General features: G+C 37.5%; 19 protein-coding genes and 1 riboswitch. Of the genes, 18 read left to right on the top strand and 1 reads right to left on the bottom strand.

From position 1 onward, the window contains the following. The first annotated feature begins 131 nt into the window (after positions 1-131). Complete coding sequence (locus DET63_RS27100) at positions 132-1,082, top strand: L-lactate dehydrogenase (RefSeq protein ID WP_420196576.1); 951 nt, start codon at positions 132-134, stop codon at positions 1,080-1,082. A 22-nt stretch (positions 1,083-1,104) separates the two neighbouring features. Beyond that, positions 1,105-2,118, top strand: a complete 1,014-nt coding sequence (locus DET63_RS27095; protein ID WP_002089394.1) for a PTS sugar transporter subunit IIC — start codon at positions 1,105-1,107, stop codon at positions 2,116-2,118. A gap of 54 nt (positions 2,119-2,172) precedes the next feature. Here DET63_RS27095 and DET63_RS27090 read toward each other — a convergent pair whose 3' ends face one another. Next, entirely contained in the window at positions 2,173-2,820 is a 648-nt protein-coding gene (locus tag DET63_RS27090; protein WP_113938390.1) for a phosphatase PAP2 family protein, read from the bottom strand. Between the two features lie 144 nt (positions 2,821-2,964). On the opposite strand from DET63_RS27090, the gene DET63_RS27085 reads away from it, so the two are divergent. From DET63_RS27085 to sufB, 16 genes are all read left to right on the top strand, one after another. After that, positions 2,965-3,492 (top strand): hypothetical protein, encoded by a 528-nt coding sequence (locus DET63_RS27085; RefSeq protein ID WP_113938389.1) that lies wholly within the window; start codon positions 2,965-2,967, stop codon positions 3,490-3,492. Between the two features lie 590 nt (positions 3,493-4,082). After that, positions 4,083-4,448, top strand: coding sequence for an arsenate reductase family protein (locus tag DET63_RS27080; RefSeq protein WP_002129756.1), 366 nt, complete (start codon positions 4,083-4,085; stop codon positions 4,446-4,448). A gap of 41 nt (positions 4,449-4,489) precedes the next feature. Further along, complete coding sequence (gcvH, locus tag DET63_RS27075; RefSeq protein WP_000026895.1) at positions 4,490-4,873, top strand: glycine cleavage system protein GcvH; 384 nt, start codon at positions 4,490-4,492, stop codon at positions 4,871-4,873. A 101-nt stretch (positions 4,874-4,974) separates the two neighbouring features. Beyond that, entirely contained in the window at positions 4,975-5,304 is a 330-nt protein-coding gene (locus DET63_RS30405) for a hypothetical protein (RefSeq protein ID WP_181777961.1), read from the top strand. Positions 5,305-5,369: 65 nt separating this feature from the next. Continuing rightward, a complete protein-coding gene (locus tag DET63_RS27070) occupies positions 5,370-5,714 on the top strand; it encodes a toprim domain-containing protein (protein ID WP_000640865.1) in 345 nt (114 codons plus the stop codon). A gap of 3 nt (positions 5,715-5,717) precedes the next feature. Continuing rightward, on the top strand, positions 5,718-6,026 hold the full coding sequence (locus DET63_RS27065; protein ID WP_181777960.1) for a thioredoxin family protein: 309 nt from the start codon (positions 5,718-5,720) through the stop codon (positions 6,024-6,026). Positions 6,027-6,178: 152 nt separating this feature from the next. Then, positions 6,179-6,523, top strand: a complete 345-nt coding sequence (locus tag DET63_RS27060; RefSeq protein ID WP_002015939.1) for a hypothetical protein — start codon at positions 6,179-6,181, stop codon at positions 6,521-6,523. A 125-nt stretch (positions 6,524-6,648) separates the two neighbouring features. After that, a riboswitch (SAM riboswitch) is annotated at positions 6,649-6,756 on the top strand. Between the two features lie 307 nt (positions 6,757-7,063). Beyond that, positions 7,064-8,089: a methionine ABC transporter ATP-binding protein gene (locus DET63_RS27050; RefSeq protein ID WP_113938386.1), complete on the top strand. Its 1,026-nt coding sequence runs from the start codon at positions 7,064-7,066 to the stop codon at positions 8,087-8,089. After that, positions 8,082-8,747 (top strand): methionine ABC transporter permease, encoded by a 666-nt coding sequence (locus DET63_RS27045; RefSeq protein ID WP_002129754.1) that lies wholly within the window; start codon positions 8,082-8,084, stop codon positions 8,745-8,747. Before DET63_RS27050 ends, DET63_RS27045 begins: the two co-directional genes overlap by 8 nt. A gap of 22 nt (positions 8,748-8,769) precedes the next feature. Beyond that, complete coding sequence (gene metQ, locus DET63_RS27040; RefSeq protein WP_002015935.1) at positions 8,770-9,582, top strand: methionine ABC transporter substrate-binding lipoprotein MetQ; 813 nt, start codon at positions 8,770-8,772, stop codon at positions 9,580-9,582. Between the two features lie 71 nt (positions 9,583-9,653). Next, positions 9,654-10,460, top strand: a complete 807-nt coding sequence (gene metQ / locus DET63_RS27035; RefSeq protein ID WP_113938385.1) for a methionine ABC transporter substrate-binding lipoprotein MetQ — start codon at positions 9,654-9,656, stop codon at positions 10,458-10,460. A 237-nt stretch (positions 10,461-10,697) separates the two neighbouring features. After that, a complete protein-coding gene (gene sufC / locus DET63_RS27030; protein WP_002015933.1) occupies positions 10,698-11,483 on the top strand; it encodes a Fe-S cluster assembly ATPase SufC in 786 nt (261 codons plus the stop codon). Positions 11,484-11,498: 15 nt separating this feature from the next. Continuing rightward, positions 11,499-12,791 (top strand): Fe-S cluster assembly protein SufD, encoded by a 1,293-nt coding sequence (sufD, locus tag DET63_RS27025; RefSeq protein ID WP_002015931.1) that lies wholly within the window; start codon positions 11,499-11,501, stop codon positions 12,789-12,791. Beyond that, positions 12,791-14,011: a cysteine desulfurase SufS gene (gene sufS, locus DET63_RS27020; RefSeq protein ID WP_002015930.1), complete on the top strand. Its 1,221-nt coding sequence runs from the start codon at positions 12,791-12,793 to the stop codon at positions 14,009-14,011. The genes sufD and sufS overlap by 1 nt, the downstream gene beginning before the upstream one ends. Next, entirely contained in the window at positions 14,001-14,432 is a 432-nt protein-coding gene (gene sufU, locus DET63_RS27015) for a Fe-S cluster assembly sulfur transfer protein SufU (RefSeq protein WP_002089369.1), read from the top strand. Before sufS ends, sufU begins: the two co-directional genes overlap by 11 nt. A 48-nt stretch (positions 14,433-14,480) precedes the next feature. Continuing rightward, entirely contained in the window at positions 14,481-15,878 is a 1,398-nt protein-coding gene (gene sufB / locus DET63_RS27010; protein WP_002015928.1) for a Fe-S cluster assembly protein SufB, read from the top strand. Positions 15,879-16,295: the final 417 nt, after the last annotated feature.

Raw genomic sequence — 16,295 nt, 5'->3', positions numbered from 1 at the left:
AATTCACAAAAAGGACAAAAGTTTGCTCAATATTTCACAAAGTATCCATGGTTTCTATCGTGAGAACCTCTATAATTAGGGGTGTAAAGAACGAAAGAAATAGACTACATGATCAATTAGGAGAGATTGCTATGAATAGAAACACAAGAAAAATTGCAATTATCGGTACTGGATTAGTTGGATCAAGCTGTGCGTATTCCATTGTAAACCAAGGGATTTGCGAAGAGCTATTGTTAATTGATATAAATCATGAACGTGCAGTTGGAGAAGCGATGGATTTATCGCACTGCATTAACTTTACAAATACAAGAACAAAAGTATATGCAGGAAGTTATGAAGACTGCAAAGATATGGACATTGTAATTATTACAGCAGGACCAGCTCCAAAACCTGGACAAAGCCGTTTAGACACTTTAGGAGCAAGTGCAAAGATTATGGAAAGTATTGTTGGCGGCGTAATGGAAAGTGGATTTGATGGTATTTTCTTACTCGCATCGAACCCAGTTGATATTATTACATATCAAGTGTGGAAATTATCTGGATTACCTAGAAATCGTGTGATAGGTACTGGTACATCACTAGATTCTTCTCGCTTAAGAACAATTTTATCTGAAATGTTACATGTAGATCCTCGTAGTATTCATGGGTATTCATTAGGAGAACATGGTGATTCTCAAATGGTTGCTTGGTCTCACGTAACTGTTGGTGGAAAATCAATTCTGCAAATTTTAGAGGAACAAAAAGAACGCTTAGGTGAAATAGATTTAGATGAAATTGTTGAGAAGACTGCAAAAGCTGGATGGGAAATTTATAAGCGCAAAGGAACTACTTATTACGGAATCGGAAATTCTTTAGCTTATATTGCTCGCTCAATTTTCAATGATGATCACCGTGTTATCGCTGTTTCAGCCATTTTAGATGGTGAATATGGCGAATACGATATTTGTACAGGAGTACCAGCAATTATTACTAGAGATGGTATAAGAGAAGTGGTAGAACTAAACTTATCAGAAGATGAAGAAAGTCGCTTTGCAAAATCAAACGATGTTTTACGCGATTATATGAAAACAGTTGGTTACTAAATTATAGGAGAAGGTGAAACAAATGAAGGAATATATAATGTCTCGTGTGTTTAAAGCTTCAGCCGGAATCGCACAGGGTATTTTCGTATCCCTTGGAATTGGTTTACTGATCGAAAATATAGGAAGAATTGTTGATATCCCATTACTTATTACAATCGGAGTTGTTGCAAAATCACTTATGGCACCAGCAATTGGAGCCGGGATTGCCTTTATGCTCGGTGCAAACGGACTCGTAATTTTCTCAGCAATGGTAGCTGGAGCAATTGGAGCAGGTTCCATTTCAATTACTGAAGCTGGTCTCATCATTAAAACAGGTGAACCAATCGGTGCATTATTAACAGCGACTTTAGCAGTTTATATTGGTAAACGATTAAGTGGAAAAACTGCTTTAGATATGATGCTCGTTCCATTTGCAGCAATATTAGGTTCTGGTTTAGTCGGTATTTGGTTAGCTCAAAATATTAGCCCAGTTTTAAATACAGTTGGAGCATTCATTAAAGATAGTTCAGCTGGTAGCCCGTTTATCGCTTCTATCGTGATTGCTGTAGTTTGGGGATTGTTACTTATCTCTCCAGCTTCATCAGCTGCGTTAGCGATAGCGCTTAGCTTAGACGGTGTTGCAGGCGGTGCAGCACTTGCAGGATGTGTTGCTCAATTTATCGGATTCTCTGTTATTTCAGCGAAAGAAAATAACTTAGGTGGCATATTAGCCCAGGCACTTTGTACTCCAAAAGTGCAGTTACCGAACATTACTAAAAATCCAATGATTCTCGTCCCAACTGTCGTCGCCAGTGCAATAGTTGGCCCAGTATCGGCACTAATTTTCCAACTGGAAGCAGGAAAAGAAATTGCAGGTCTTGGATTAAGCTCTCTTATCGCACCAATTAATTTAATTTCCAGTCAAGGGTGGGAAGTTGTCCCAGCGATGGTAATCACTTATATCATCATTCCAGTAGCTGTTTCTTATATACTGTACATTGCTCTTAAAAAAGCAGGTCGTATTCATTCTGGTGATATGACTGTACCGCAATCTTAATTTGAAAATCTCCTTAATATAGAGAAAAGCAGACTGAAGCCACAGTCTGCTTTTTTACATTTTATGATTTTGTTTTACTGGAACACGTACTGTTTCTTTTGCTAATAATAGCTGAACGCCGAAGTAAAGTACGCTTGCAAGCGTCATTCCAGAAATGGCGTCTACAAATGCATGCTGCTTCGTAAATAATGTTGATAAAATAATAAGCGTACCGAAGAAAGTAAGGATGTAATATTCCAAAGTATGCTGTTCCTTGCGCTTAAAGGCAGCTAACATAATTACAAATGTCGTAAGGACATGAATGCTTGGGAAGCAGTTTACTGGATGATCAATACTATAAATATAGCGGACTAGTTCGGAAAATACATCTGTTCCAACGACGGTTGGGCGTGGTACAGTTGTCTGCCAAAAAAAATAAATCGAAAAACAAGCAAGTTTTCCAAGAATTACACTACTTAAAGTGACATAATATTGCTTTCGATCAGCAAAACAGTAATAAATAAGTGCACCGTATAAGTATGGAAACCAAAGTAAGTAAGGAATAATAAATGCTTTCACAAATGGAATCCAATCATCTACTACAGTTGTGACATCTACTGCGTGAACAGTAGATTTATTTAATACATCGTAAAGGGGACTTACGAGTACGAGTAGAAGTATATAACTTAACGGAAGAAGAGATGAAAGTTTAAATTTCTTCATGATAATCTCCTATGTTTTAGTAATGTAAATAAATTCAATTGATTATAATATAGAAAATCCAATTGGGCTATCGATTTTACTTACATTTTCTTGAATTCACCTTACATTTTTGTCACTTGACTTAAAAGAGGGGGAGGGTGCTATATGAAGCGTTCATTTTATTTCTTAGTTTTTATATTGTTATGCCTAGTGAGTACTGGGTGTGCAAAAGATAAAGAAGGAGAGAAATTAGAATATAACGGGAGAGCACTCGTCATTGGAGTTGTTGGTGAAAAGCCGAAAGATACGTTTAGAAATATAAAGTTTGAAAAAGTGAAGTTAGAGGAATTGGAAAAGAAAGCTAAGGAAGTGGATGGTTTTCTAATAATGAAAGATCACTTTCAAGAAGCCTCAACAGAGCAGTATAAAGATGTATTTTCATCGCTAAAGAAACCAGTATTTTTTATTGGTTTACAAGATAAATCATATTCAACTTTTATTACAAAAGGGATAGAGTATAACAGTGCACGAAAAGATGTAAATGCTATGTACGTGCAAGGTTTTGCAAATATTGGAAGTGGCGAAGGGCAACAATGGGGAGTAGGTTTATCGAATGGTGGAAATACAGAAGAAAGTATTCATAATATGTATATAGTAGTATTTCAAACCATTTCGGACTATTTAAGTCGATGATGAAGGATCCTGTAAAAGGGCTTCTTATTTTTTAAATAAAGTGAAACTTTAATCAGTGGGGGGTTTGTCCATCCCCCACTGATTATTAGCCCGCACCAATCGGGCTCTTACTGCCCGCAAATAGCGGGATAAACGTTTGTTTAAGATATATGTTCGGTATAGAAAATCATGTATTCCAAAGGTGATATAGAAAAACATGAAATTAATCAAACGTTTGTTTAAGAGGTATGTTCGGTATGGAAGAATTCATGTATTCCAAAGGCTGGGGTAGAAAAACATGAAATTAATCAAACGTTTGTTTAAGGTATATGTTCGGTATAAAAGAATCTACGTATTCCGAAGGTTGGGGTAGAAAAATATGAAATTAATCAAACGTTTGTTTAAGATATATGTTCGGCGTGGGATGAGAAAAAATTTTTAAAAAATTATATATTTATTTTTTCTTAATAAATGGCGGAAAAATAAGAAAAATTAGCAGGATTATTAAAAATTATCACGAAATAAGTAAAAGTTTAGCGAATAATCGTTTGAAATAATAAAATGTTTTCTATATGATAAAGGTAAAGGTTAGTAAAAAAGTAGGTGAATTTATGACAGTAACATTTTATTCATATCCAAAATGTGGCACATGTCAAAAAGCAAAGAAATGGTTTGAGGCAAACGATGTAGCATATGAGATGATTCATATTGTTGAAAATCCACCGTCAAAAGAAGATTTACGTAATTTACATGAGAAAAGTGAATTACCATTAAAAAAATTCTTTAATACAAGTGGAATGCGTTACCGCGAACTTGGTTTAAAAGATAAGTTAAAGGATGCAAGCGAAGACGAAATGTATGAGCTTTTAGCATCTGATGGCATGTTGATTAAACGTCCAATTGTAACAGATGGAACGAGTGTAACACTTGGTTTTAACGAAGAGCAGTTTGAAAGTGTGTGGAAAAAGTACCAATAAGGTATTTTTACATAATTAATACATTCACTGGAGGTACAGTCATGAGCATTCCAAATAATTTACGTTACTCTGAAGAACACGAATGGGTAAAAACAGAAGGTAATGCGGTTGTTATCGGTATTACTCATTTTGCGCAAGGTGAGTTAGGCGATATCGTATTCGTTGAACTTCCTGAAGTAGGTGCAACAATCCAAGCTGACGAGCCATTCGGAAGCGTAGAATCTGTTAAAACAGTTTCTGAATTATACGCACCTGTAAGTGGTAAAGTTGTAGCAGTAAACGAAGAATTAAGTGACCAACCAGAACTAGTTAACGAATCTCCATACGAGGGTGCATGGATGGTTAAAGTTGAACTTTCTGATGCAAGCCAAGTTGAGAAGTTATTAACTGCAGAAAAATATGCAGAAATGACAAACCAAGACTAATTATAGTCGACTAAAGGACAGCCTTTGTGCTGTCCTTTTTTATGTTGTGTACATAATGAATTTAAAAACATATATATTAATTATTATATAGGAGAACGTTTTTGAAAAACTTTTTTCATGGAGGCTTCATGCTGAGCGAGCCGCTTGCGCTTTTCATTATGATCCAGCTCCAGCGGCTAGAACAGTCGGTCATTTCACTCCTTCACTTGAGGCAAAAGGCGCCTCTAGTTCAGGAGTTCCAAAGCCCTCTTGTTCTGAGCGAGCCGCTTCCGCTTTTCTTTGTGATCCAGCTCCAGCGGCTAGATTGTTCGGTGGCTTCGCTTCTTCCTACAAGGCAAAAAGCGCCTTTACGTCAGAAGCTCCATCCCCCTCACAATCTGAGCAAGCCGCTTCCGCTTTTCTTTTGCAAAAATAAACAGGAAACAACATGAAAATAACGAATATACTATATACTAAGTTAAAGGTTGTATAGTATATGGTGATCGGGTGATGACATATGATTTATGTGGAAAAAGTCATTATTGTAGAAGGTAAATCGGATAGAAGAAAGATTGAATCTATTATTCGTGAACCAGTGGAAATTGTTTGTACAAATGGTACAATTGGTTTGTCGAAAATGGATGAGCTCATTGATCAATTTTTTGATAAGGACGTATATGTGCTAGTGGATGCTGATGATGCAGGAGAAAAGTTAAGGAAACAATTCCGAAAAGAATTTCCGCAAGCAGAGCATATTTATATTGATCGCTCGTATCGCGAGGTGGCGACTGCACCTTCTTCACATTTAGCAAATGTATTATGGGGAGCAGACATTGACGTTTATACAGAATATTTACGGTAAGGAATGATAGAAGTGATTGATTGGACAGGTGCCGAAGCTACAGCCCTAATAGGAAATGAAGAAAAAACAGTGTTATATGTGTATACACCAATGTGTGGAACATGCCAATTGGCAAAGAAGATGTTAACGGTCGTTGAGATGACGATTGAAGATTTGAAAATTGGAATGTTAGATTTAAATTATGCCCCGTATTTAGCGAAAGAGTATGGGATAGAAAGTGTACCGTGTTTACTTATTTTTGAAAATGGGACACTGATGAAGAAGATATATGCATTTCATTCGGTTGAATATTTATATACGGAATTAAAGTAGGCGGCAAAGTTTTTGCCGCCTCGACATATTTCTTGGGAAATATGTCGACATGCGTGATAGATACAGTATTTGTCGAGCGAAAGTAACAGGATTGCCCTTTAAGAAGAGGGAATGGTATGTAATAGAAAGTGATATGAGGGATGTGGTTTAGGATGAAATTATATTCTTTGCTTCAATCATTTGTAAATTACGCTAATGGTCAATATCATTTAGAACCGCTTTTAAGGCAAGGAGAAAGAACTGTTAATTTTCGTTTTGGAGATGAATGCTGTTCGTTACAAATTTCAAGAGATTATATAGAACTTTTGAAAGAGGCGAGAGGAACGGAACAAATCGTTTGTTTAGAGGAAGAGGATGTACAAAAATTAGTGACTGGAAATATGAGGTTGCAAAAGTTAATGAGTGATGGACGGGTACAATATTCTGGAACGTATCGAACGATGTTATTAGTTGAATCGATGTTTCATATATGTAAACCGATGTCAGTCGGAGCTTAAAATTCTGAAGTTTCTTTTTTTACGAAAATTTCTGTTGACAGAGCGTGTGGATATTGATACAATTCAATTCATAAAATATAGACAATTTCATAAATTTTAAATCAGACGAAAATTTAATCTGATTTCTCTTATTAAGAGAGGTGGAGGGACTGTGCCCTGTGAAGCCCGGCAACCGTCAACTTATGTTGAAATGGTGCCAATTCCTGCAAAGCAAATGCTTTGAGAGATGAGAGAGAGGGATAATGTTGTTATATACGCATAAAAACCTTTCTGCTTCTCTAGAAGCAGAAAGGTTTTTTGTCGTTTGAATGCGGAGGACATTCAAATAATAAGAGGAGCTATAACGATGGACTACACGCATGAAAAATAAAAAATGCGGAGTCTATCCAAAGTTTTATGAAATCCAGCTCCAGCGGCTAGAACGTTCGATGGCTTCGCTTCTTCCTATGAGGCAAAAAGCGCCTCTACGTCAGAAGCTCCATCCACTTCACATTTTAAACGAGCCGCTTGCGCTTTTTAAACAAAAAAGGGGTGAGCATCATGATTTTATTAGAAAATGTAAAGAAAATATATAAGGCAAAAAGCGGTGATGTCACTGCTGTAGATAACGCCAACTTACAAATAGAGAAAGGCGAAATATTTGGTGTTATCGGATATAGTGGCGCTGGGAAAAGTTCTTTAATTAGATTGTTTAATCAGTTAGAGAAACCAACGTCTGGTCAAATTACAATCGCAAATCGTGTGATTTCAGCAATTACAGGAAGTGAACTTCGTAAGGCAAGACAAGAAATCGGAATGATTTTTCAGCACTTCAACTTACTTTGGTCACGAACTGTACGCGAAAATATCGAATTCCCACTTGAAATTTCGGGTGTGGATAAGGCGAAGAGAAGAAAACGTGTTGATGAGTTAATTCATCTCGTTGGATTAGAAGGAAAAGGAGACGCATATCCATCGCAGCTAAGTGGTGGACAAAAGCAGCGCGTCGGGATTGCAAGAGCGTTAGCAAATAATCCACAAGTACTTTTATGTGATGAAGCAACGTCAGCTCTTGATCCGGAAACGACAGATCAAATTTTAGATTTATTGTTAGATATTAATAAGCGTCTCGGCTTAACAATTGTATTGATTACGCATGAGATGCACGTTATTCGCAAAATTTGTAATCGAGTTGCTGTAATGGAGAAAGGGAAAATCGTAGAAACGGGTCCAGTACTTGACGTATTCCGTAATCCGCAGCAAGACATTACAAAACGATTTGTACAGCAGTTAACGGATTCTGAAGATACAAATGAAACGATTGAAAGTTTAATTGAAAAATACCCAGATGGAAAAGTAGTTCGCTTGCAGTTTGTCGGTGAAGCGGTAGAAAGACCAGTACTTCAAAGGTTAATGCAGCGCGGTGATATAGAAGTTAGCATTTTGCAAGGAAATATCGCGCAAACGAATAACGGATCTTACGGAAGTTTAGTCGTTCATTTAAATGGTGAAGAAACAGCGATCCAGCAAGCAATAGAAGGGATTCATCAAGATCAAGTAGAGCTGGAGGTGATTGCACATGGATAAGTTAATCGCAAATATTGATTGGAATCAAATGTTAGAAGCAACTGGTGAAACGTTATATATGACGGCAATCGCAGCGCTTGCCACATTTGTTTTAGGACTTATTTTAGGATTATTACTCTTTATGACAGCGAAAGATAATTTATGGGAAAATAAAGCGATTAATACGGTGATTGGAGCGTTCGTAAACATTTTCCGTTCTATACCGTTCATCATTTTAATTATTTTATTAATCCCATTCACAAAGATTCTTCTTGGAACAATTCTCGGAGCGAGTGCAGCGCTGCCAGCTTTAATTATTGGAGCGGCACCATTTTACGCGAGAATGGTTGAAATCGCACTTCGTGAAATTGATAAAGGTGTAATTGAAGCTTCAAAAGCGATGGGAGCAAAAACAAGCACAATTATTTTGAAGGTGTTAATTCCAGAATCGTTACCAGCGTTAGTATCTGGTATTACGGTTACGACTATTGCTTTAGTAGGCTATACAGCAATGGCAGGTGTTGTTGGTGCTGGTGGTCTTGGAACACTTGCTTATTTAGAAGGGTTCCAGCGAGGAAATAACGATGTAACAATCGTTGCGACAATTTGTGTATTACTCGTTGTATTTTTAATTCAGTGGATTGGTGATAGTTTAACGACTCGAATAGATAAAAGATAATGAAAACAGGGGGATATTTCAAATGAAAAAATTATTACTTACAGCACTTATTTCAACTTCAATTTTTGGGTTAGCTGCTTGTGGCGGGAAAGATAAAGATGAAAAGAAACTTGTTGTTGGTGCTTCTAACGTACCGCACGCTGAAATTTTAGAAAAGGCAAAACCGTTACTTGAGAAAAAAGGAATTGAGTTAGAAATTAAAAAATTCCAAGACTACGTGTTACCGAATAAATCGTTAGCAGATAAAGAATTAGATGCAAACTACTTTCAGCACATTCCGTATTTAGAAAAAGAGATCAAAGATAAGAAATATGATTTTGAAATAGCAGGAAAAATTCATTTAGAACCGATTGGTGTGTATTCTCAAAAATATAAGAGCTTAAAAGAACTTCCAAACGGGGCGACAATTATTATGAGTAATTCTGTTACTGATCATGGTCGTGGTTTAGCAATTTTACAAAAAGAAGGCATTTTAAAAATTAAAGACGGAGTAGAGCCAGTTAAAGCAACTCCAAAAGATATTGCGGATAATCCGAAAAACTTAAAGTTCAAAACAGATATCGAGCCTGGGTTATTGCCACAAGTGTATAACAATAAAGAAGGCGATGCGGTTCTAATTAATTCTAACTATGCAATTGATGCGAAATTAAACCCAGAAAAAGACGCGATTGCAATTGAAGGAAATGATTCTCCATACGCAAACGTAGTAGCTGTTCGTAAAGGCGATAAAGATAAAAAAGAGATTAAAGCTCTTATAGAAGTACTGCATTCTAAAGAAATTGAAGACTTTATTACTAAAGAATATAAAGGGGCAGTTGTTCCTGTAAAAGAATAATTGCGGAAAAAGGGCTGGTGTATGCCGGTCCTTTTTTTACTACATAACTATAGGGGAGAAGGGGACATCATATGAAAAAGATTCTATTGTCAGTTGTTACAGCACTGTCTGTATTTACATTAGCTGCTTGCGGGGGAAAAGATGAGAATAAGCTTGTCGTTGGCGCTTCTAATATACCGCACGCTGTTATTTTAGAAAAGGCACAGCCAATATTAGAGAAAAAGGGCATTAAGTTAGAGGTAAAAAAATTCCAGGATTATGTTTTACCAAATAAGGCATTAGCTGATAAAGAAATCGATGCAAATTATTTTCAACATATCCCTTATTTAGATAAAGAGATTCAAGAAAAAGGATACAAAATTGTAAATGCAGGAAAAATTCATTTAGAGCCAATGGGCATTTATTCTAAGAAATATAAAAGCTTAAAAGAACTTCCAGATGGCGGAACAGTTATTATGAGTAATAACGTAGCGGAGCGTGGCCGTATGCTCGCATTGTTACAAAAAGGCGGCGCTATTAAATTAAAAGACGGTGTAGATGTTGTTAAAGCAACAGTAAAAGATGTTGTAGAAAATCCGAAAAATTTAAAGTTTAAAACAGATGTAGAACCTGGACTTTCACCGAAGCTGTACGAAAACAATGAAGGTGATGCTTTATTTATTAATTCAAACTACGCAATTGATGCGAAATTAAATCCAACAAAGGATGCAATTGCAATTGAAGGATCAGACTCTCCTTATGCAAATATTATCGCAGTTCGTAAAGGTGACGAGAAGAAAAAAGAAATTAAAGAGTTAGTAGATGTATTGCATTCAAAAGAAATTCAAGACTTTATCAATAAAGAATATAAAGGTGCTGTACTTCCAGTAAATGAATAAGTGCAGGAAAGGATTGGGAAATCCCCAGTCCTTTTTTCTTTATATATATAAGAAGAAAAGTGTATCATATAAGGATGCAAGGGAAATACTTATATACATTTGTGAAAAAATTGTTACTTTTTTTCGTCGTTTGCGATATCATTTTATTTGCTATAAGATTAGAATGAGAATAAAATGAGAATATGAACGTTTTAGGAATTTTTAAAATGTATATAGAGGATTAATGGAGGTATTGAGATGGCTGGTTCTACATTAACGGTTAAAGACTTACACGTATCAATCGACGGTAAAGAAATTTTAAAAGGTGTAAACCTTGAAGTAAAAGGTGGAGAAATCCACGCAATTATGGGACCTAACGGAACAGGTAAATCAACTTTATCTTCTGCGATTATGGGTCACCCAAAGTATGAAGTAACAGAAGGTAGCATCATCATCGACGGTGAAGATGTATTAGAAATGGAAGTAGACGAGCGCGCACTAGCAGGTCTATTCTTAGCAATGCAATATCCAAGTGAAATTAGCGGAGTAACAAACGCTGACTTCTTACGTTCTGCAATTAATGCACGTCGTGAAGAAGGCGAAGAAATTTCTCTTATGAAATTTATCCGTACATTAGATAAAAACATGGAATTCCTAGAAATGGATCCAGAAATGGCACAACGTTACTTAAACGAAGGTTTCTCTGGCGGTGAGAAAAAACGTAATGAGATTCTTCAATTAATGATGATCGAGCCAAAAATTGCAATCTTAGATGAAATCGACTCAGGTCTTGATATCGATGCATTAAAAGTTGTATCTAAAGGTATTAACCAAATGCGCGGCGAAGAGTTCGGCTGCCTAATGATTACGCATTACCAACGTTTATTAAACTACATCACTCCAGACTTCGTTCACGTTATGATGAACGGTCGTATCGTTAAATCTGGTGGCCCTGAGCTTGCACAACGTCTAGAAGCTGAAGGTTACGACTGGATTAAAAAAGAATTAGGTATTGAAGACGAAACAGCAGAGCAAGAAGCGTAAGAGAGGAGCATAAACATGACAATCGGTACATTACCTTTCGATCAAGAAACAATCCGTCAGCGCGCAAGCGAAGTAAACGAAGCTGCTTGGTTGACTGAGTTCCGCTTACAAGCTCTTGCACAAGCAACTGAACTTCCAATGCCAACGCCTGATAAAACGAAAATTGAAAAATGGGACTTTATCGGAAAAGGCGACGCTGCTAAGCAAGAGCCTGTAAGTTCTTTAACAGAGCTTCCAGAAGCAGTGAAAAACTTAATCGATGAAAATAACAGCGTATTAGTACAACGTACTGGTACAACTGCTTTCGTTTCTTTAGCAGACGAAGCGAAAGAAAAAGGTGTTATTTTTACAGACATCGTAACAGCTGCAACAGAGCATGCTGAATTAGTACAAAAGTACTTAATGAAAGACGGCGTGAAAGTAGACGAGCATCGTCTAACTGCACTTCATGCTGCATTAATCAACGGCGGTGCATTCGTATATGTTCCGAAAAACGTTGTTCTTGAAACTCCACTTCAAGCTGTATTCTTAGTAGACGGCGAAGAAGCTAACGTATATAACCACGTATTATTCGTAGCTGATGCGAACAGTACTGCAACATATGTAGAAAACTACGTTGCAAATGAAAATGCTAAAGGTATTGCAAATATCGTAGCAGAAGTAATCGTGGAACAAGGCGCACAAGTGAAATTCGGTGCGGTTGATCTATTAGCAAAAGACGTAACAACTTACGTTAACCGCCGCGGTATTGTTGGACGCGACGGCCGTATTGATTGGGCTCTAGGCCTTATGAATGACGGAAATACAATCTCAGAGAACGTTACGAACTTAATGGGCGACGGATCATTTGCTGATACAAAAACAGTAACAATTGGCCGTGGTAACCAAACACAAAACTTTACAACTAAAGTTGTTCACTTCGGTAAACACTCTGAAGGTTGGATTTTAAAACACGGAGTACAAAAAGATAGTGCAACATCTATCTTTAATGGAATTGGTAAGATTGAACATGGTGCATCTAAATCAAATGCACAACAATCTTCTCGCGTTCTTATGTTAGATGAGAAAGCTCGCGGTGATGCAAACCCAATTCTTTTAATCGATGAAGATGATGTAATGGCAGGTCACGCAGCTTCAGTAGGCCGCGTAGATCCATACCAATTATACTACTTGATGAGCCGTGGTATTCCAAAACGCGAAGCAGAACGTTTAGTCATCCATGGATTCTTAGCACCTGTAGTAAATGAGCTTCCAATTGAAGGAGTAAAGGCACAGCTTGTCGAGGTAATTGAAAGGAAAGTTCGCTAATGAATATTCATGAAATACGCAAACAGTTTCCAATTCTTGATCAAAAAGTGAACGGCAAACAACTTGTATATTTCGATAGTGCAGCAACTTCTCAAAAACCAATTCAAGTCATTGAAACGTTAGAACGTTACTATAAAGAATATAATTCTAACGTGCATCGCGGTGTTCATACGCTTGGTACGAAAGCTACCGACGCGTATGAAGGTGCACGCGAGAAAGTTCGCAAGTTTATTAACGCGAAATCAATGGAAGAGATTATTTTCACGCGCGGAACGACAACTGCATTAAATACAGTAGCAGCTAGCTATGGTCTTGATAATGTAAAAGAAGGCGATGAAATCGTCATCTCTTACATGGAGCACCATAGTAACATCATTCCGTGGCAACAAGTTGCGAAGAAAACTGGTGCAACTTTAAAATACCTTCCGCTTCAACTAGACGGTACAATTTCTTTAGAAGATGTTCGTCAAACAGTTACACCGAATACAAAAATCGTTTCTATCATGCACGTTTCTAACGTACTTGGAACGATTAACCCTGTAAAAGAAATCGGAGCAATCGCACATGAAAACGGTGCAATCATGATCGTTGATGGAGCACAAAGTGCACCTCATATGAAAGTGGATGTACAAGATTTAAACTGTGATTTCTACGCATTATCTGCTCATAAGATGTGCGGACCAACAGGTGTCGGCGTATTATATGGTAAGAAAGAATTGCTAAACAATATGGAACCAATTGAATTTGGTGGTGAAATGATTGATTTCGTAGACTTACAAGAGTCTACTTGGAAAGAGCTTCCGTGGAAGTTCGAAGCAGGTACACCGATTATCGGTAATGCAATCGGACTTGGTGCGGCAATTGATTTCCTAGAAGAAATCGGTCTTCATAATATTGAAAAGCATGAACATGAATTAGCGCAATACGCTTTAGAGAGACTATCAGAAGTAGATGGCGTTACAATTTATGGTCCAAAGCATCGCGCTGGTCTAGTTACATTTAATATTGAAGACGTACATCCTCACGATGTAGCAACTGTATTAGATGTAGAAGGCATTGCGGTTCGCGCAGGACATCACTGTGCACAACCGCTTATGAAGTGGCTAAAAGCTTCTTCTACAGCACGTGCGAGCTTCTATTTATATAATACAAAAGAAGAAATTGATACATTTGTTGAATCGCTAATCAAGACAAAGGAGTATTTCACAAATGTCATTTAATAATTTAGATACGTTATATCGTCAAGTTATTATGGATCATTATAAAAATCCTCGTAACCATGGCGTGTTAGAAGATAGTGTTACCGTTAACTTGAACAATCCAACTTGCGGCGATCGTATTCAACTTACGATGAAAGTAGAAGAGGGTATTGTGCAAGAAGCGAAGTTTGAAGGCGAAGGATGTTCAATTTCAATGTCTTCAGCTTCAATGATGACACAAGCAGTAAAAGGAAAGAAAATTGAAGAGGCTCTTAAGCTTTCTAAAATTTTCTCTGACATGATGCTAGGAAAAGAGTATGATGACAGCATTGATTTAGGAGATATTGAAGCATTACAAGGCGTATGCAAGTTCCCGGCACGTATTAAATGTGCAACATTAGCGTGGAAAGCGTTAGAAAAGGGCTTAAACGAAGATAAGTAATGTTAAAGGTTCCTAAAAACGAGGTTATATAAGGAGGGACACACCAACATGGCGAAGCAACTGCCAGATATCGGCGATTATAAATATGGTTTCAAGGATAAAGACGTTTCGATTTTCCGTGCTGGACGCGGTTTAACAAAAGAAATCGTTGAAGAGATTTCACGTATGAAAGAAGAACCACAGTGGATGTTAGACTTCCGTTTAAAATCACTGGATAAGTTCTATGAAATGCCAATGCCACAATGGGGCGGCGACTTAAACGACTTAGATTTCGATGAAATTACGTACTACGTAAAACCATCTGAGAAATCTGAGAAGTCTTGGGATGAAGTACCTGAGGAAATTAAAGCGACATTTGATAAATTAGGTATTCCTGAAGCTGAGCAAAAATATTTAGCTGGTGTATCTGCACAGTACGAATCTGAAGTTGTATACCACAACATGAAAGAAGACCTAGAAGATCTAGGAGTCGTCTTCAAAGATACAGATAGCGCATTAAAAGAGAACGAAGATATTTTCCGTGAGCATTTCGGAAAAGTAATCCCACCAACAGACAACAAATTCTCTGCATTAAACTCTGCAGTTTGGTCTGGTGGATCATTCATCTACGTTCCAAAAGGTATTAAAGTTGATACACCACTTCAAGCGTATTTCCGTATTAACTCTGAAAATATGGGACAATTCGAGCGTACGCTTATCATCGTAGACGAAGGCGCACACGTACACTACGTAGAAGGTTGTACAGCACCTGTTTACACTACTAACTCACTTCATAGTGCGGTAGTAGAAATCATCATTAAAAAAGATGCATATTGCCGTTATACAACAATCCAAAACTGGGCGAACAACGTATACAACCTAGTTACAAAACGTGCGGTTTGTGAAGAAAACGCAACGATGGAATGGATTGACGGTAACATCGGATCTAAATTAACGATGAAATACCCAGCAGTTATCTTAAAAGGCGAAGGCGCTCGTGGTTTAACATTATCTATCGCGATTGCTGGTAAAGGCCAACACCAAGATGCTGGTGCGAAAATGATTCACTTAGCACCAAACACGTCTTCAACAATCGTTTCTAAATCGATTGCGAAGCATGGTGGTAAAGTAACTTACCGTGGTATCGTACAATTCGGACCAAAAGCGAAAAACTCTCGCTCTAACATCGAGTGTGACACGTTAATCATGGATAACCAATCTACATCTGATACAATTCCTTACAACGAAATCAAAAACGATTACGTTTCACTTGAGCACGAAGCGAAAGTATCTAAAGTATCAGAAGAACAATTATTCTACCTAATGAGCCGCGGTATTTCTGAGCAAGAAGCTACAGAAATGATCGTAATGGGCTTCATCGAGCCATTCACTCGCGAACTTCCAATGGAATACGCAGTTGAAATGAACCGTCTAATCAAGTTTGAGATGGAAGGTTCTATCGGTTAAATAGAAATGCGGAGCCGACTGTCCAGACCCGTTGGCTAAGGTTCTTTCGTACAGAAGATGCTTTTTATCTTCTGGTGCGGAAGGTTCTTAGACATGAGGGTCTAGGAGGCGAAGCTGGACAATATTTAAAAGTGAAGCCACCGAACATTCTAGCCGCTGGAACTGGATAATATATGTATGAAGAAAGCGCCCTGCATAGCAGGGCGCTTTCTTATGTTGTATATTCGGGTTCGGCTGTAAGATACCCGGGTAGGTGTTTAATGAAATATATCGACCACAACTCGGAATATATCGGCGATTATTTCAATATATCAGCGGTTGGACAAGGAATATCGATTTGTCGACAAAGTAAGACAAAAGAAATCCCACACATACCACCCGCAACATTTTATACGAAAAGAGAACGACCAGAGGTAA

It is taken from the genome of Bacillus sp. DB-2 (assembly GCF_003315125.1).
GTDB classification, from domain to species: Bacteria; Bacillota; Bacilli; order Bacillales; family Bacillaceae_G; genus Bacillus_A; species Bacillus_A mycoides.
This window is presented reverse-complemented; position numbering and strand designations above follow the sequence as displayed.